This window comes from Nocardia sp. NPDC051832 (genome assembly GCF_040681285.1).
Lineage (GTDB): Bacteria > Actinomycetota > Actinomycetes > Mycobacteriales > Mycobacteriaceae > Nocardia.
On record NZ_JBFAYL010000002.1, the window covers coordinates 1,686,913 to 1,705,795 of the forward strand.

The following is an 18,883-nucleotide window of genomic DNA, read 5'->3' on the forward strand; positions in this document are numbered from 1 at the left end:
TGTTCTTCCCGCAGTCCTGATGAGGGCGTTTCCGGTGCGTATTCCGGTTAATTCGGCCAGTTAGCCGTGAAATAGCTGGCGAAATCCATACTCTGCCAATGCCCTTCGATGTGAAACAAATCCACATCGGCGACCATCCGTTGGTCTTGATGCTCCGAATCATAGGTCGTGGATCACGTCCTACGGCTGGCGCGTGCGCGCGGGTCGTGGTGGTGCTCGGGGAGTTGCGTCAACTGCGCCCACCCCGTCGCCTGACCACCACCCCCTCCTTGGGGTCGCATGGCGACGCGGTGTTTTAACCGGCAGAACGGAGTGATTTGATGAGGTCATTGGCCACCGAACGCGTAGACCAATGCTCTTCTAGCGAATTCTCGGCACAACCTTTTCCGCTCACGCCCGCGCAGACAGCCCTGTGGTATGCGCAGCGGATTCGTCCGGAGGTGCCGCTCACCATCGCCCAGTACGTGGAGATCCACGGTGATCTCGACGTCGGTCTGCTGCTCTACGCGATCGAGCGCTTCGGCTCCGAAACCGAGGTCGGCCATGTGCGCCTGCGGGAGATCGAGGGCATCCCGCATCAGCTGATCGATCCGGCGCGGCGCCCCGGCTGGGCCCGCATCGACCTGCGCGGCGAAGCCGATCCGAAGGCCGCCGCGCTGCGCTGGATGGACGTGCACTCCGGCTCGCCCATCGATCTGGAGCGGGATCCGTTGACCACCAACGCGATTCTGCGCATCGGTGACGCCCACTACATCTGGTACGCGCGCGCCCATCACATCGTGATCGACGGCTACGGCGCCATGAACGCGACCACCCGCACCGCGGAGATCTACTCGGCTCTGGTGAATCAGACCGAGCCCGCGGTGTCCCGGGCGACCCCGCTGGCCACCATCTACGCCGACGAGCAGACCTACCGCGACTCCAGTCGCTTCCGCAACGATCGCGACTACTGGTCCGAGCAGCTGGCCGGCGCCGGCAGCGCGGTCACGCTGTCCAACTCCACCGTGACCGGTTCGGCCCCCGACGCCGGCCGCCGCATCGCCGCCGGGGTTCTCGACCCCGCCACCGACACCGCGATGAACGCCGCCATGGCGGCCTTCGGCACGCACAGTTCCACCCTGTTCGCCGCCGCGCTGGCCTGCTACGTGCGCTCGGTCACCGGCAATCCCGATGTGGTGCTGAGCCTTCCGGTGTCCGCGCGCACCACCGTCGCGCTGCGCCGTTCGGCCGGTGTGGTGTCCAACGTGGTGCCGATCCGCATCCGTTTCGACGCCGGCACCACGGTCGCCGACGCGGTGCGCGCCGCCGAACTGCAGATCACCGGCGCACTGCGCCATCAGCGCTACCGGCACGACGACATCCGCCGCGACTGCGGGTACTCCCGGGACGCGCGCGGCTTCTTCGGCCCGATGGTCAACATCATGCTGTTCCACACCGAGCTGAAGTTCGGCAGCCTGCCCGGCGAGCTGCACGTGCTGTCCACCGGCCCGGTGGAGGATCTGTCGGTCAACCTCTACAACGGGGACGGCGGGCGCATCCACGTCGACTTCGAGGCCAACCCGCGGCTCTACACCGCCGCCGAGGCCGGCGCCCATCACGGCCGGTTCCTGGACTTCCTGGGCCGTTTCCTGGCCGCCGAACCCGCCACGCCCGCAAGCACTCTCGCCGCCATCACCGACGCCGAACGCGATCTGGTGCTCTACGACTGGAACGCGACGGAGGCCCCGGTCCAGCAGGGCACGCTGGCGGGCCTGTTCGCCATCCAGGCGGGTCTGTGCCCGGACAGCGTCGCGCTCGAATTCGACACCGAGACAATGACCTACGGCGAGTTCGACGACCAGGCCAACCGCTTGGCCCGGCTGCTCATCGCCCGCGGCGCGGGCCCGGACACCGTGGTCGGGCTGTGCCAGCGCCGCGGCATCGAACTCGTCGTCGGCATGTACGCGATCATCAAGGCGGGCGCGGCCTACCTGCCGCTGGATCCCGACCATCCGGCCGAGCGGATCGAGGAGATCGCGCGTCAGGCCGGCCCGGTGTGCGTGCTGACCGCGGCCCGGGACGGGCTCGTTCTGCCGGACAACGTCGCCACCCTGGCCATCGATACCCTCGATCTCGCGGGCTTCGACGGTGCGCCGGTGGTCGACGCCGATCGGCGGGCGCCGCTGCGCGCCGACCATCTGGCCTACGTCATCTTCACCTCCGGTTCCACCGGCAAGCCCAAGGGCGTCGGCGTCACGCACGCCGCCATCGTGAACCGGCTGCGCTGGATGCAGCACGCCTACCCGCTGGACGCCACCGACGCGGTGCTGCAGAAGACGCCCGCCACCTTCGACGTGTCGGTCTGGGAGTTCTTCTGGCCCTTGCAGATCGGCGCCCGGCTGGTCGTCGCCACCCCCGACGGTCACCGCGACCCGGTCTACCTGGCCCAGGTCATCGTCGAGAAGAACATCACCACAGCGCATTTCGTGCCGTCCATGCTGTCGGTCTTCGTCACCGATACCGACGTGCGCGGCTGCACCGGCCTGCGCCAGGTGTTCTGCAGCGGTGAGGCGCTGCCCGCCGCCACCGCGCACGAGTTCCGCGTCGCGCTGCCGCACGCCGAACTGCACAACCTGTACGGGCCCACCGAGGCCGCGGTCGACGTCACCTACTGGCCGTGCCCGGTCGAGCCGACGACAGTGCCGATCGGCAGCCCGGTGTGGAACACCCAGACCTACGTGCTGGACGCCGAGTTGCGCCCGGTGCCGCCGGGCGTGGTGGGTGAGCTGTATCTGGCGGGTGTGCAGCTGGCCCGCGGCTACCTCGGCCAGCCGCGCCTGACCGCGGACCGGTTCGTCGCCAACCCGTTCACCCCCGGCGCCCGCATGTACCGCACCGGCGACCTCGCGCGCTGGCAGGTCGACCCCGATCACGGCGCGCACCCGGTCGACGATGCGATCGGCGTGCTGGATTACTTGGGCCGCACCGACTTTCAGGTCAAGATCCGCGGCCTGCGCATCGAGCTCGGCGAGATCGAGTCCGCGCTGCTGGCCGACCCGGCCGTGGCGCGCGCCGTCTGCGTGGCCCGCGCGGGCCGGACCGGCGACGAACTCGTCGGCTATGTCGTCGCCACACCCGGCCACACGCTCGACACCACCGCACTGCTCACCGCACTGCGGCAGACCCTGCCGGGCTACATGGTGCCCGCCATGCTGGTGTCGCTCGACGAACTACCGCTCAACTCGAACGGCAAGATCGATCGCAAAGCCCTGCCCGTGCCCACCGCGGTGGCGCGCCCGCAGCGCGTCAGCGCCGCGCCGCGCACCGACGTGGAACGCACCCTGGCCGGCATCTTCGCCGAGGTGCTCGACCTCGACCCGGCCGCGATCGGCACCGCCGACAACTTCTTCGACCTCGGCGGCAACTCCCTGGTCGCGGCGCGCGCCGTGGCCCGGATCAATGCCGCCCTGGGCGCCGGGCTCACCATCCGCGACCTGTTCGAGGCCGCGTCCATCGCCGCGCTCACCGTGCGGTTCGCGACGCACACACCCACCGAGACACCGAAACTCGTCGCCAGTCAGCGGCCGGAACGCATTCCGCTGTCGCTGGCCCAGCAGCGGCTGTGGATCCTGAACCGGTTCGCCGAGCACGCCGCCGCCTACAACATGTCCCTGGCGGTGCGCGTCGACGGCCCGCTCGACGTGGCCGCGCTGCGCGCCGGTTTGATCGATGTCATCGAACGGCACGAGAGCCTGCGCAGCACTTTCCCGGAATCCGCGGAAGGCCCTTACCAGGTGGTGCATCCGGCCGCGGAGATCCCGCTGACGCTGGATCCGATCGAGGCCGCCGACGCCGATGTCGCCGGGCTCGCCGCCGAATTCGCCGGGTACGGCTTCGATCTGCGCAGCCAGGCCCCGATCCGGGTGGCGTTGTGGACCACCGGCCCGGGTCAGCACGTGTTCCTGCTCGTGCTGCACCACATCTGCGGTGACGGCTGGTCGGTCGCGCCGCTGGCGCGCGACCTCATGTCCGCGGTGGCCGCCCGCGCCCAGGGCACCGCGCCCGCGTGGTCGCCGCTGCCCGTGCAGTACGCCGACTTCGCGCTGTGGCAGCGCGAGCTGCTCGGCGAGGAAACCGACGAGACCAGCGCGCTGAGCCGCCAGCTCGCCTTCTGGTGCAGCACGCTCGACGGGCTGCCCGATCAGCTGGACCTCCCGCTGGATCGCCCGCGCCCGCTGCGCCGCGGCACCGGCGGCGGGCGGGTCGAGTTCGCCATCTCCGCCGAAACCCGCCGGGCCGCAGGCGAACTCGCCGCCGCCCGGGGCGTCAGCATGTTCATGGTGCTGCACGCCGCACTGGCCACGCTGCTGGCCCGGTTGTGCGGCAGCGGCGACATCGCGATCGGCACGCCCATCGCGGGACGCTCCGATCCCGCGCTGGACGATCTGGTCGGCATGTTCGTCAACACCTTGGTGCTGCGCACCGAGGTCGACCCCGCCGCGGGCTTCGGCGCGATGCTGGACCTGGTCCGCGAGACCGACCTGAACGCCTTCGCCAACGCCGACGTCCCGTTCGAGCGGCTCGTCGAGGAGGTCAACCCGGACCGCTCGGCCTCGCGGCATCCGCTGTTCCAGGTGATGCTGTCCTACAACCGAGCCCCGGAACTGCGCATCGAGCTGCCCGGCGTCGACGGCGCCCCGGTGCGGGCCGAGATCCTGCCGCTGGACGCGGGCATCGCCAAGTTCGACCTGCAGCTGGAGGTGCACGACGGGTCGGCCGACGGCCCGCTCAGCGCCGAATTCGGCTATGCCACCGATGTTTTCGACGAGCGCACGGTGGCGGCGTTCGCGCGCCGGTTCGTCGCGGTGCTGGACGCCGTGGTCGCCGCGCCGGAGGCCCCGGTCGGTGACATCGAGATCCTGGACCGCCGCGAAACCGCGCGGCTGGTGCCGATCGCGGGTTCGCCCGCCGAGCCCTCGGTCACCCTGCCCCGGATGCTCACCGAGATCGCCGAGCGCCTGCCCGACGCGGTCGCGGTGCGCTACGCGGGTCACGACACCACCTACGGCGAGCTCGACGAGCTGTCGAATCGCCTGGCACGGGTGCTGATCGAGCACGGCGCCGGCCCCGAGGTCGTGGTCGCGATCGCGCTGCCGCGTGGCCTGGATTCGATCGCCGCGGTGTGGGCCGTGGCGAAGACCGGCGCCGCGTATGTGCCGATCGATCCGGGCTACCCGGCCGAGCGGATCGGGCACATGATCGCCGATTCGGGCGCGATGCTGGGTCTGACGATCCCGGAGTGCCTGGCGGCCATGCCCGCGTGGCCGGTCGCGCAGGGCAAGCACCGCAAGCAGTCCCTGGACTGGCTGGTGCTCGGATCCGCCGAGCTCGCCGCGGAATCCGCGCGCTACGGCACCGAGCCGATCACCGACGCGGAGCGCCACCATCCGCTGCGCGTCGCGCATCCCGCCTACCTGATCTACACCTCCGGCTCGACCGGCAAGCCCAAGGCCGTCGTGGTCACCCACGCCGGGCTGGCTTCGCTGGCGCACGAGCAGATGCACCTGTTCGGCGTCACCGATTCGGCGCGGACGCTGCACTTCTCCTCGCCGAGCTTCGACGCCTCGGTGCTGGAGCTGCTGCTCGGTTTCGCGGCGGGCGCGACCATCGTGGTCGCGCCGGCCGGCCTCTACGGCGGCCGGGAACTCGCGGATCTGCTTCGCACGGAACGGATCACGCACGCCTTCATCACCCCCGCCGCGCTGGCGACGGTGCCGGACGAGGGCCTGGATCAGCTCGAGGCCGTCATCGTCGGCGGCGAGGCCTGCTCGGAGGATTTGATCGAGGCGTGGTCGCGGCGGCATCGGATCCACAACATGTACGGCCCGTCCGAGGCCACGGTCGCCGCCACCGCCTCCGGGCCGATGGCGGCGGGACAGCCGGTGCCCCTGGGACTTCCGGTGCGCGGCATGCGGCTGTTCGTGCTCGACGGGCGCCTGCACCCGGTGCCGCCGGGTACCGCGGGTGAGCTGTATCTGTCGGGCCCCGGCCTGGCGCGCGGCTACCTCGGCCGGCTGGGCCTGACGGCCCAGCGTTTCCCGGCCAACCCGCTGGGCCGCCGCGGCGAACGCATGTACCGCACCGGCGACCTGGTGATCGCCGACGCCGCTGGGCTGCTGCGTTTCCTGGGCCGCGCCGACGATCAGGTCAAGATCCGCGGCTTCCGGATCGAGCTCAGCGAGATCGACCATGTGCTGCGCGCGCATCCGGGCGTGCGGTTCGCGCTGACCGTCGTGCACACCGACGAGCACGGCCAGCCGCGCCTGGCCGCCTATGTCACCGCCGACCAGCCGGTCACCGGCGCGGAGATCGCGGAGACCGCGCGGCAGCGGCTGCCCGGGTACATGGTGCCCGCCTCGATCCTCGTGCTCGATGAAGTACCGGTCACCCAGGCCGGAAAGCTGGACCGGAAGGCGCTGCCGGAACCGGTGTTCGCGGCCGTGGGTTCCTCGCGCGCGCCGGTCGACGACACCGAGCAGCGGGTCGCGGAGGTGTTCGGGCAGATCCTCGGGCACCCCGTGCGCGGGGCCGAGGACAGCTTCTTCGACGTGGGCGGCAACTCGCTGCTGGCCACCCGGCTGGCCGCGGCGCTGCACGCGGAGTTCGGGGTGGACCTGCCGGTGCGGGCGATCTTCGAGGCGCCCACCGTCGCGGGCGTGGCCGGGCAACTTGCGGAAGCGCCCCGGACGCAACGGCTGGCGCTGGCTGTGCACACGCCGCGTCCGGGACGCATTCCATTGTCGCTGCCGCAGCAGCGACTGTGGTTCCTGAATCGATTCTCACCCGAATCCAGCGCCTACAACATCGCATTCGTCATACGGATCGACGGCGATCTGGATGTGGCCGCGCTGCGCGCCGCGCTCACCGATCTGGTGGAGCGGCACGAGGTGCTGCGCACCGTGTTCCCGGAGGACCTGCAGGGCGCGCATCAGCGGGTGCTGCCGACGGCCGAAGCGCTGCCGGGGCTTGTGCCCGTCGATACCACCGCGGCCGGCGCCGAGCAGGCGCTGCGGCAGCTGGCGCGGCGCGGCTTCGATCTCACCACCGAGGTGCCGTTGCGAATCGCCTTGCTGCGCACTGACTCCGGGCGCTATCTGCTCGGCATCGCGTTGCACCACATCGCCGCGGACGGCTGGTCGCTCGGCCCGCTGACCCGCGACCTGGCCGCCGCCTACGTGGCCCGCCACGACGGCGAGGTCCCGGCCTGGCACCCGCTTCCGGTGCAGTACGCGGACTTCGGGCTGTGGCAGCGCGCCGTGCTCGGCGACGAGAGCGACCCGGAGAGCCTCGCCGGCCGCCAGCTCGAGTACTGGCGCACCGCGCTGGCCGGCATCCCGGAGGAACTGCCGCTGCCCTACGACCGTCCACGCCCCGCGACACCGAACCACGAGGCCGGGACCGTCCGGTTCGTGGTGCCGGAGCCGGTGCAGGCGGCGTTGGACGACTTGGCGCGCGCACAGGGCGTCAGCCTGTTCATGGTGCTGCGCTCGGCGCTGGCGGTGCTGCTGCGCTGCGTCACCGGCGGCCGCGACATCGTGATCGGCACCCCGATCGCGGGCCGCACCGACGCCAAGCTCGACGAGCTGGTCGGCATGTTCGTCAACACCCTGGTGCTGCGCTCCGACGTCGACCCGGACCAGTCGTTCGCCGCGCAGCTGCGCGCCGACCGCGACACCGAACTGACCGCGATGGAGCACGCCGACCTCCCGTTCGAGCGGATCGTCGAGGAGCTCGGCAAGGACGTGCGCGCCGTCGGCCGGCCGCCGCTGTTCCAGGTGGCGCTGACCGTCCAGGAGGGCCCGGTGCCCACCCTGGAGCTGCCGGATCTGGCTTTGCGCGCCGAAGAACTCGATATCGCGCTGGCCAAGTTCGACCTGGAGCTGCGCGCTACGTCCGTCGCCTGCGACGGACCCGGCCAGCCCGGGCAGGCTTTCGAATTCGTCTACGCCGCCGAACTGTTCGATGCCCGGACGATCGAGACCCTGGCCGGTCGGCTGTTGCGCGTCCTGGCCGCGATCACCGCCGATCCGCAGGTGCTGATCCGCGATATCGATGCCCGTACCGAGACCGAACGGCGGCTGCTGTCGCCGGCCACCGGCTCACCGGCCAACCAGCCGTGCACGCTGGCGGCCTGCTTCACCGCCACCGCGCATATCCACCCGGACCGGATGGCGCTCAGCTTCCGGCCCGATCCGGACGACGAGGCGATCACCCTCACCTATGCCGAAACCGACCGGGTCTCCAACCGTTTGGCGCGCGCCCTCATCGAACGCGGTCTCGGCCCCGGCGACCGGGTCGCGATCGGATTGACCCGCTCCATCGAGTCGGTGGTCACGATGCTCGCGGTCACCAAGTCCGGTGCGGCGTTCGTGCCGATCGATCCGAAATACCCGGCCGACCGGATCCGGCACATGCTCGCCGACGCGGGCTGCTGGACCGGAATCACCATGTCCCCGTTCGCCGCCCGGCTGCGCGCGGCCGGCACGCCGCACGACGGCGGCCGCGTCACCGACTGGCTGCTGCTCGACGACGAGGAGCTGATCGGCGAACTCGCCGAGCACGACGACGACATGATCGACGACTGGGAGCGCAGCCGCAGCACCCAGGTCCTGGATCTCGCGTACCTGATCTACACCTCCGGCTCCACCGGCAAACCCAAGGGTGTGGCCGTCACGCACGCGGGGCTGTCCAACTTCGCCGACGAACTGCGCGACCGCATGCGCGTCGACCGCGACTCGCACGTGTTCCACTTCTCTACCCCCAGTTTCGACGCCGCGGTCTTCGACGTGCTGATGGCGTGGGGATCCGGGGCCCGGCTGGTCATCTGCCCGCCGGATGTCTACGGCGGCGACGAACTCGCCGCGCTGATGGAACGCGAACGCGTCAGCCACACCTTCTTGACGCCGGCCGCGCTGGCCACCTTCGACCGCGCGCGCCGGCCGCTGCCCGACCTGCGCGCGATCTGCGTCGGCGGCGAGGCGCTCGACCCGAACCTGGTGGCGCAGTGGGCGCCCGGACGGGCGATGTTCAACGGGTACGGGCCGACCGAGACCACCGTGGTCATCACGGTGGCCGGCCCGCTGAGGGCGGGCGAGCCGGTGACCATCGGCACCCTGGTGCGCGGGGCCCGCGCGCTGGTGCTCGACGAGCGGATGCGGCCGGTGCCCGTCGGCGTGCCCGGCGATCTGTACCTCGGCGGATTCGGTGTGGCGCGTGGCTATTTCGATCGCCCCGGACTGAGCGCGGCCCGATTCGTCGCCGACCCGCACGGCCCGCACGGGTCGCGCATGTACCGCACCGGCGACGTGGTGCGCTGGGACAACGCGGGCGAACTGGTCTACCTGGGTCGCAGTGACCATCAGGTGAAGGTGCGTGGTTTCCGGATCGAACTCGGCGAGATCACCAATGCTTTCACCGCGCATCCGAGCGTGCGGTACGCGCACACCGAGGTGCGGCGCATCGAGGGTATGGACCGGATCGTCTCCTTCGTCCAGCTCGCCGACGGCGGCGGCGTCGAGATCGAGGCGCTGCGCGCGCATGTCGCCAATCAGCTGCCGGCGCATATGGTTCCGGCGGCGATCACGCTGCTCGACGAGCTCCCGCTGACCCCGGTCGGCAAGCTCGACACCGCCGCGCTGCCGGAACCGCAGTTCACCGCGGGCCCGGCGGGCCGGGCCCCGCGGACCGACTCGGAAAAGCTGGTGGCCCGGGTGATGGGCGAACTGCTCGGCGCGGAGCAGGTCTCCGCCGCCGACAGCTTCTTCGATATCGGCGGAAACTCTTTGCTGGCTACGCAATTGGTGGCTCGGCTGGCCGCGGCCGCCGATGTCCGGCTCGCGGTGCGCAGCGTGTTCGCCGCGCCGACCGTCGCCGAGCTGGCCGCATTGCTCGACGCGCGACCGGAGCAGGACCAGTCGCGACCCGAGCTGGTGCGCCAGGAACGCCCGGACCGGATCCCGCTCTCGGCGGCGCAGCGCAGGCTGTGGTTCCTCAATCGGTTCAACGAAGTCGACCCCGCAGGAGCGGACTCCGGCAATTCCGATGGCGCGTACAACATTCCGGTGGTGCTCCGGATGACCGGAACGCTCGACGTGGACGCGCTGGTGCGGGCCCTGCACGAGGTGCAGGGCCGGCACGAGACGCTGCGCACGGTCTTCCCGGAGCACGACGGGATCCCGGAGCAGCGGGTGCTCGATCCGGTCGACGCGGCGGTCACCCTGTTCGTCGCCACTGTGACGCGCGGCGCGGTCGCCGAGGCGGTGCGGAGTTTCGCCGCGCCGGGATTCGACCTCGCGGACGAGGTGCCGCTGCGCGCCGCGCTGATCACCGTCTCCGATCGGCCGGACCCGGACGGCGTGCTGCCGCCCGCCGCGTCGACCGAGAACGTGCTCGTGCTGGTGGTGCACCACATCGCGATGGACGGCTGGTCGCTGGAACCACTGGCCGCCGATGTCGCCGTGGCCTACCGGGCGGCCTGCGCCGGTGTCGCGCCGGGCTGGCCCGAGCAAACGGTGCAGTACGCGGATTACACACTGTGGCAACGGGATACGCTCGGCACCGAGAACGATCCGCAGTCGCTGGCCAGCCGCCAGCTGGCCTACTGGCGGGATCGGCTCGACGGCATTCCCGAACTGCTCAGCGTGCCCGCCGACCGGCCCCGCCCGCCGGCGCCGTCCTATCGCGGCGGCCAGGTGGAGTGCCCGATCGACGCGTTCACCCACCGGGAACTGCACGCCCTCGCCGGCGGCAACAACGCCAGCATGTTCATGGTGCTGCACACCGCGCTCGCGGTGCTGCTGTACCGGATGACCGGTACCGGCGACATCACCGTCGGCACCCCGATCGCCGGACGCGGCCACCCCGCGCTGGACCGGATGGTCGGCATGTTCGTCAACACCCTGGTGCTGCGCGCCCAGGTCGACCCCGAAGCCGGTTTCGCCGAGCTGCTGCACCGGGTGCGCGACGCCGACCTGGACGCGTTCGGGCACGCCGACCTGCCGTTCGAGCGGCTCGTCGAGGTGCTCAACCCGGCCCGCTCGCAGGCGCATCACCCGCTGTTCCAGGTGATGCTCTCGGTGCAGAACCATCCGGCGCGGGTGCTGGAGCTGCCCGGGCTGCGCATCGAGGCCGAGGACGCCGACGCCGGTATCGCCAAGTTCGACCTGCAGTTCACGCTGACCGAAACCCACACGGCGGCACGCGAACCCGCCGGCATCACGCTGCTGGTCACCTACGCGAGCGATCTGTTCGACGAGCAGACCGCGTTGCGCCTGGGCAAGCGCCTGACCCGGTTGCTGGCCGCGATCGCGGCCAACCCGACCGCCCCGGTCGGCGACCTGGAGATCCTGGACCAGGCCGAATGGGCCGGGCTGGCCCAGGTGCGCGGCGCCGAGCCGGACCGCCCGGTCACCTTCCCGGCGGTGTTCGCCGCGGCCGCCGCGGTCGACCGGTCCGCGATCGCGCTGCGGTCGGCCGAGACCCAGGTGACCTACGACGCGCTCGACCGCTGGACCAACCGGCTGGCGCGGGTCCTGATGGATCGCGGTGTCGGACCGGAAACCCTGGTGGCCCTTGGTATTCCGCGGTCGGTGGAATCGGTCGCCTCGATGCTCGCGGTGGCCAAGGCGGGCGCGGCGTTCGTGCCGGTCGACCCGCTGTACCCGCCGCAGCGGATCGGGCAAATGCTCACCGATTCCGGTGCGCGCGTGGGCGTCACGCTGGCCGAATACCACGACCAGTTGCACATCGCCTGCCACGAGACCCGGTGGTTCACGCTGGACGATCCGGCCTTGCGGGCCGAGGTGCTCGCCGCTTCGGACGAGCCGATCACCGCGGCCGAGCGCACGCGCGCGCTGCGCGTGGACAATCCGGCCTACGTCATCTACACCTCCGGCTCCACCGGCACCCCCAAGGGCGTGGTCGTCACGCATGGTGGCCTGTCCAACTTCGCCAACGAGACCGCGCAGCGGTTCGGCGTCGAACCCGGCTGCCGGGTCCTGCATTTCGCGACGCCGAGCTTCGACGCCGCGATGCTGGACGTGCTGCTGGCGCTCGGCGGCGCGGCCACCCTGGTGATCACCCCGCCCGGCGTGGTCGGCGGCGCCGACCTGCGCGAGGTGTTCATCGAGGAGCGCATCACGCACGCCTTCATCACCACCTCCGCGCTCGGCACGGTCGACCCGTCCGGGGTCACCGAGCTGACGCACGTGCTGGTCGGCGGCGAAGCGCTGCCGCCGGACCTGGTCACCCGCTGGGCGCCGGGCCGCAAGCTGCACAACGTGTACGGGCCGACCGAGACCACCATCGTCACCGTCGTCTCCGCGCCGCTGCGGCCGGGCGGTCCGATCACCATCGGCGGCCCGATCCGCGGCGTCGGCACCGCCATCCTGGACGGGCGCCTGCACCCGGCGCCGGTCGGCGTCACCGGCGAGCTGCACCTGGCCGGCAACGCGCTGGCCCGCGGCTATCTGAACCGGCCCGGGCTCACCGCACAGCGGTTCATCGCGAACCCGTACGGCAAACCCGGTGAACGCATGTACCGCACCGGCGATCTGGTGCGCTGGTCCGGCGGCGGCGGTTCGCCGGCGGTCGCGCCCGCGCCGAGACCGATGGTGTCCGTGCACGGTGCGCGCCCGGCCGATCCCGCGCCGGTCGCACCGCGGGAGATCGAGTACGTCGGCCGCACCGACCATCAGGTCAAGATCCGCGGCTTCCGGATCGAACTGGGCGAGATCGACGCCGCACTGGCCGAGCACCCGGCCGTGGAGTTCTGCACCACGATCGGGCATCGCACGCAGGCCGGCGTCACCGCGCTCGTCGCGTACGTGAAGCCGAGCCCGGGTTTCGGGCCGAGCGTGCCGGAACTGCTCCGGCATGTGTCGGGTCTGGTGCCGAATTATATGGTCCCGCAATCGATCATGCTGATCGACGAGGTTCCGCTGAGCCCCGTCGGGAAGCTGGATCGCAAGGCGCTGCCGGAACCGGTGTTCACCGCGGCCGTCGGCTACCGGGCGCCGGCGACCCCGATGGAGTCCGCGCTGTGCGCGGCCTTCGCGAGCGTGCTCGGCGTGGCGACCGTGGGCGCCGACGACGGGTTCTTCGAACTCGGCGGCAACTCGCTGCTGGCGACGAAGGTCGTCGCGCAGCTGCGCGCCACCGGCATCGACCTGCCGGTGCAGCTGATGTTCGGCGAGGCCACCCCGGCCGCCATCGCGACCCGTCTGGAGACCTCCGGCGGGGCGAGCGCGGCCATGGCGGCGGCGCTGGCCCCGGTGCTCCCGATCCGGCCGGTCACCGCGGCCGCGGGTCCGGCTCCGCTGTTCTGCGTGCACCCGGCGATCGGGCTGTCCTGGTGCTACTCGGGCTTGCTCGCGCACCTGTCGCCGGACCGGCCGGTGTACGGCCTGCAATCGCCGCACGTCGCGGGCCAGGACGGCTTCGACTCGATCGCCAGGGCCGCGGAACACTATGTGGCGCAGATCAAGTCGATCCAGCCGTCCGGGCCGTACCACCTGCTCGGCTGGTCGCTGGGCGGGTTGATCGCGCACGAGATCGCGGTGCAGTTGCAGGAGGCGGGGGAGCGGGTCGACCTGCTGTCGATGATGGACAGCTATCAGCTCTCCGACGCCTGGCTGGAACACGCCATTCCGAGCGTCGCGGAGATCATCGAGGAATTCGGCGGCGCGGTGCTGCCGGACGACGCGCCGGGCACGGCCGCCGCCCTCGATCCGGCGATGAACCTGCGGGACGCGGCCGAACTGCTGCGCTCGCGGCCGGGCCCGTTCGCGGCGCTCACCGTCGAGCACTTGGAACGGCTGTACGCGGGCTACACCAACGGCACCGTGCTCGCGCACGGATTCCGGCCGCGCACCTTCGACGGCGACCTGGTGTTCTTCACCGCGGCTGCCGACGAGATCAACCGCGCCGACCCGGATCGCCAGGCCGCGGCCTGGGAACCGTTCGTCACCGGTGCGATCCACGATCACCGGCTGCCGTGCCGGCACTCGGGGATGACGACGCCGGACTCGCTCGCCTCGATCGGCCCGGTCCTGCACCGGCATCTCGAAACCACGCGCACCGAACAGAAGGAGACCGTCTAGTGAGTGAGGGCTGGTACTTACCCACCCCGTCGGCTCCGCCGACTGCCATCCCCGGGGGCGCGAGCACGGACGCACCGCCACCTCGCGTGGTGCTCGCGGGCAGCAATGAGAACGCCACGGAGACAAACCTTTACAGCCTGCCCGACCTGCTGGCCGCGAAGATCCGGCAGAGCAGGCTCACGCCGCGCTTGCGGGGAGGCGTTTCATGAGTTTGGCGGTGGAAGTGCTGGGCCTGGTGAAGACCTACGGCAAGGTCCGGGTGCTCGACAACATCGATTTGCAGATCCCCGCGGGCACCGTGATGGGCCTGCTCGGGCCCAACGGCGCGGGCAAGACCACCACCGTCCGCATCGTCACCACGCTGCTGCGACCGGACGGCGGCTCGGTACGGGTGGCGGGCATCGACGTGCTGCGCGACCCGGCGGGTGCGCGCCGCCGGATCGGCTTGTCCGGGCAGTACGCCGCGGTCGACGCGAACCTCTCCGGGTACGAGAACCTGCGCATGGTGGCCCGGCTCTACGGCATGTCACCGCGTCAGGCCACCGCCAGGGCGGCGGAACTGCTGGACGCGCTGGGCCTGGACCACGCCGCGCACCGGCGCGCGGGCACTTACTCCGGCGGCATGGCCCGCCGGCTCGACCTGGCCGGCGCGCTGGTGGCCCGGCCCGCGGTGGTGGTGCTCGACGAACCGACCACCGGTCTGGATCCCCGTGGCCGCCTGGACATGTGGCGCGTGATCGGCGATCTCGTCGACGACGGCACCACCGTGCTGCTCACCACCCAGTACCTGGAGGAAGCCGATCTGCTCGCCGATCGCATCACCGTCATCGACCGCGGGCGGGTCATCGCCCGCGGCTCGGCCGACGAGCTGAAGACCTCCATCGGCGGCGACCGGCTCACCGTCACCCTGGCCGCGGGCCAGGAGAGCAAGCCCGCCCTGACGGTGCTGGCCCAGGTCGGCATCGGCGAACCCCTGCACGAGCCGGGCACCGACGAAGTATCCGTGGTGGTCGGCGACGGCACCCGGACCATGGTCGAGGCGCTGCGCCGGCTGGACGACGCCGGCGTGTGCGTCCTCGACGCGAGCGTGCACCGGCCCAGCCTGGACGACGTGTTCCTGTCCCTGACCGGCACGGTCGCCCAGTCCGCGACCGACTCGGAGAACGAAACCGACGAGGTAGAAGAGGAGATCATGTCGTGACCGCTGCCGATACCGTTCTCGGGAGTGCGGAAGCGGGCCCGGAGACCGCGCCCAAGCCGCCGAAATCGGCGATGACGCCCGAGGTCGCCGACCCGCCCCTGCGGGTCTTCCGGGACAGCGCGATCGTCGCCTACCGGAACCTGCTGACGATCCTGCGGGTGCCCACCCTGCTGGTGACCGCGACCATTCAGCCGCTGATGTTCGTGTTCCTGTTCGCCTACATCTTCGGCGCCTCGCTGGGCGGCAGCCAGTACCGGGAGTTCCTGCTCGCCGGAATCTTCACCCAGACAGTCGCTTTCAACGCGGCGTTCACCACGGTGGGGCTGGCGGGTGACCTGCACAAGGGCATCATCGACCGGATGCGCACGCTGCCGATGTCCCGGATGGCGGTGCTGATGGGCCGCACCCTGTCGGATCTGGTGGTCAACATCCTGAGCCTGGTCGTCATGGTGGGCTGCGGTTACGTGGTCGGCTGGCGGATCAACGGCGGCATCGCCGACGCGGCGCTGGCCTTCGCCATCATCCTGCTGTTCGCCTTCGCCATGTCCTGGGTAGGCGCGCTGACCGGCCTGCTGTCGCCGACGGTGGAGGTGGCCCAGAGCGCCGGGCTGATCTGGTTGTTCCCGCTCAGCTTCATCTCCTCGGCGTTCATCTCCGCCGAGACGCTGCCCGGCCCGCTGCGCACCGTGGCCGAGTGGAACCCGATCACAGCGGTGTCCGCCGCCGGGCGCAAGCTCTTCGACAACGGCGCACCGCCCAGCTTCGCCCCGCCCACCGGCTGGGCCGCCGAGCACTGCGTCGAGTACGCGATCGGCTGTTCGGTGGCCATCCTGCTGGTCGCCGCGCCGCTCGCCCTGCTGCGCTACCGCAAGGTGGCCAGTCGGTGACCAACGAAGGACCGAACGAGCTGAGCTCGCAGGACATCAACGATATGATCCTGAGCCTCGCCGAGTTCGAGACCGGCATCCGCGTCATCCTGGATCGGCTGGGAATCGAGTGGCCCACAGAGGATGAAATCGCTGACTGGATGGAAGGGCACTAAGGTAGGCGCTATGACGCTGAGGGAGAAGCTCGAGAGTATGTCCACTCGTGAACTGCGCGCGTATCTGCGGAAGCTCGCAGAGCCCGCGCCAGCGAAGTCAAAGAACTAGAGCATTGTCTCGAACGAAAGGCCGCTTCCCCGAAGGGAAGCGGCCTTTTCGTTTTACTTGCTTCTACGCCCGGCGGCGGGTCTTGAGCAGTTCGAGGCGCTCCTTGAGCAGCTCCTCGAGCTCTTCCTTGCTGCGGCGTTCCAGCAGCATGTCCCAGTGTGTGCGCGGCGGCTTGACCTTCTTGGTCTCCTGGGTGGTGCCCTCCATGAGGGTGCCCTCCTGGCCGTTACGGCACAACCAGGTCGGCGGGATCTCGGCATCGTCGGCGAACGGCACGTCGAACTCTTCACCGTTGTCGGTGCGATACCGGGCGATCCGACGCGGAGCCAGGTCGTGGTCGCGATCGGTCTCGTAGCTCACCGCTCCGAGCCGACTGCCCCGGAGTACGCGATCTGCCATGGTGTGCCTCTCCCTGTGTGCTCGGGTCTTCGCTGGACCATCAGTACAACGGCCAGCCGGTGACTATTAGTTCCCGGCACCGCTGGCAGCGACGTGAACCTAAGCATTGTAGTTGTTGGCGTGTCGTGGTTTTCCCACGCCTCACCCGAGGCGTTACTGTTCTGCCTCATGTCGCGCCGCTTGCTGTCGTCCTGCCTGTGGTGTGGGCGGGAGATCGTGGATTCGGAGGCCGGGCGCCGTCGCCGGTACTGCCGTCAATCTTGTCGTCAACGCGCCTACGAACACCGCAACAGCCTGAAGGGCACGGGGATTCCGGGGGACTCGGTGGTGCTCAGCGCGCAGGAGGCCGCGGACCTCGCCGACCGCTGGTTCGCCGCCCGCTGCGCCGCCGAGGACGTGGCGACCGCGATCGGGGAGGGCGCCGACGCCGAGGAACTGGCGATGCTGAGCAAAACCCTGGTGGATCTCACGCGAGACGCCGAGCGCCTGCGTTAGGCCCGCCCACCGCGCGGCTGCCGACGGCCGCGCGCCGGTACACCGCGTAACCCAGCAGGCCGGTGCCCGCCACGATGGCGCCGAAGCAGGCCAGGGTGATGACATCCGGACGCACCAGCGATTGCGCCCGCATCGCCTGGAAGAAGGTCAGCGCGAACAGGCCGGTGTAACCGAGGGCGAGAATGCCGATCAGGGCGGCACGGGTGCGTTCGGCCCGCAGCCAGGGGTAGCGCGGCGCCAGCCGGGCCAGCACCACGACCGCGAGCAACAGCACCTGGATGCCGTGCAGCCCGAGGAAATGCGGGATCCGGAGGTCGCCGCCGAGGGTGCTCCAGCCGATGACCGGCAGGCCCGCGCTGTCCCGGGCGGCCTCGGCGGACGTGGCGTCGTCGAGCACGGTGTGCCCGGCGATGAGCTCCACCGAGTTGCCCTGGGCGTCCAGCACCCGCTGGGTGCCGGTGAAGCCCATGAGATAGGCCTGCGCCATCCCGAGCACCGCCAGCGCGAGCCCGGCCTGGATGGCGCGGGTGGTGGGCCGGTCCGCCACCCGCTGCCAGGCGATGATCAGCACTATGGCCAGGTTCGCGAGGAACAGGCCGGGTACGCCGGACATGAAGATCTTCTGGCCGATCACGTTGACGGCGTCGGTGTCGTAGTTGTTGAAGTGGCTGTAGGTGCCGCGCGCGGCCTGCACCGCGATGAAACCGACGTCGGCGAATCCGGTGACCGCGAAGACCGTGCCCAGCCACCAGGTGACCCGGGAGCCCCGGTGCGGCAGCGACAGCAACCACGCCAGCGTGAGCCCGTAGAGCGCGAACGCGAACCCGAACTTCAGCGGCTTGACCCACACCGATTCGCCGAGCAGCACCCGGTCGTCGAAGAGCACGCCGCCGATCGAGCACACCACCAGCGCACTCATCGCGACCACCATGTACAGCAGCGGGCGATGCAGCGGTCCGCGGCCGCGCGGCGGGTTCGGAGCGCGGTGCCGGGGGAGCGGGGAATCCGGTGCTGCGGAAGAGATCTCGATCGTGGACATGCACCGACGGTAGGAATTCGGCACCGGCCCGGGCGTCCCGCTGGAGCGCCATTCGCCCGTCATACCGGGGTGCTAGCGCCCCCGCACGCTGTCACCCGGGTATCGCGCCACGTGGCATAGTGGACAATCGAATTACGTAACTGTCGGTGAGCTGGTTCTGAGGTGGTAGTGGTGGTTGTGGAGTCGTCGTCGCGAATGGCGCGGTTCGCGAAGATGCTTCCGAACGGGAGGGGCGGCATCTCGGCGATGCGATAGCCGTTGTCTATCGAAGCAGGCTTGCGTCGCGGTGCCCCGGGTTGTGGTGATCATCAACCTTGCCGGAGTGTAAAACTCTGTGCCGCAACGAGAAATTGCGACCCGTGATCCGTATGATCCGCGCATGATGCCCGCGAGTTATTTGCGGTATTGAATTTCGATGGGGACGATATTCAATTTTTGTAGATATAAATAATATTCCGCG

7 protein-coding genes are annotated in these 18,883 nt (G+C 70.3%); 5 read left to right on the forward strand and 2 right to left on the reverse strand.

Translation table 11 applies throughout. The annotated features are described in order from the left end of the window. The first annotated feature begins 320 nt into the window (after nucleotides 1–320). The 4 genes from AB0M14_RS17530 (at nucleotide 321) to AB0M14_RS17545 (ending at nucleotide 16,381) form a co-directional block, all read left to right on the forward strand. A complete protein-coding gene (locus tag AB0M14_RS17530) occupies nucleotides 321–14,138 on the forward strand; it encodes an amino acid adenylation domain-containing protein (RefSeq protein WP_364995522.1) in 13,818 nt (4,605 codons plus the stop codon). Nucleotides 14,139–14,343: 205 nt separating this feature from the next. Further along, entirely contained in the window at nucleotides 14,344–15,339 is a 996-nt protein-coding gene (locus AB0M14_RS17535) for an ATP-binding cassette domain-containing protein (RefSeq protein WP_364995525.1), read from the forward strand. A gap of 71 nt (nucleotides 15,340–15,410) precedes the next feature. Next, nucleotides 15,411–16,226 (forward strand): ABC transporter permease, encoded by an 816-nt coding sequence (locus AB0M14_RS17540; RefSeq protein WP_364995870.1) that lies wholly within the window; start codon nucleotides 15,411–15,413, stop codon nucleotides 16,224–16,226. Then, nucleotides 16,223–16,381, forward strand: a complete 159-nt coding sequence (locus AB0M14_RS17545; protein ID WP_364995528.1) for a hypothetical protein — start codon at nucleotides 16,223–16,225, stop codon at nucleotides 16,379–16,381. Before AB0M14_RS17540 ends, AB0M14_RS17545 begins: the two co-directional genes overlap by 4 nt. Nucleotides 16,382–16,553: 172 nt before the next feature. On the opposite strand, the gene AB0M14_RS17550 is transcribed toward AB0M14_RS17545, so the two are convergent. Beyond that, on the reverse strand, nucleotides 16,554–16,889 hold the full coding sequence (locus AB0M14_RS17550; RefSeq protein ID WP_209892151.1) for an RNA polymerase-binding protein RbpA: 336 nt from the start codon (nucleotides 16,887–16,889) through the stop codon (nucleotides 16,554–16,556). Between the two features lie 168 nt (nucleotides 16,890–17,057). On the opposite strand from AB0M14_RS17550, the gene AB0M14_RS17555 reads away from it, so the two are divergent. Beyond that, nucleotides 17,058–17,384 (forward strand): hypothetical protein, encoded by a 327-nt coding sequence (locus AB0M14_RS17555; RefSeq protein ID WP_364995530.1) that lies wholly within the window; start codon nucleotides 17,058–17,060, stop codon nucleotides 17,382–17,384. Here AB0M14_RS17555 and AB0M14_RS17560 read toward each other — a convergent pair. Continuing rightward, nucleotides 17,356–18,423: a hypothetical protein gene (locus AB0M14_RS17560; RefSeq protein ID WP_364995532.1), complete on the reverse strand. Its 1,068-nt coding sequence runs from the start codon at nucleotides 18,421–18,423 to the stop codon at nucleotides 17,356–17,358. The two genes, AB0M14_RS17555 and AB0M14_RS17560, sit on opposite strands and share 29 nt — an antisense overlap. Nucleotides 18,424–18,883 lie beyond the last annotated feature (460 nt).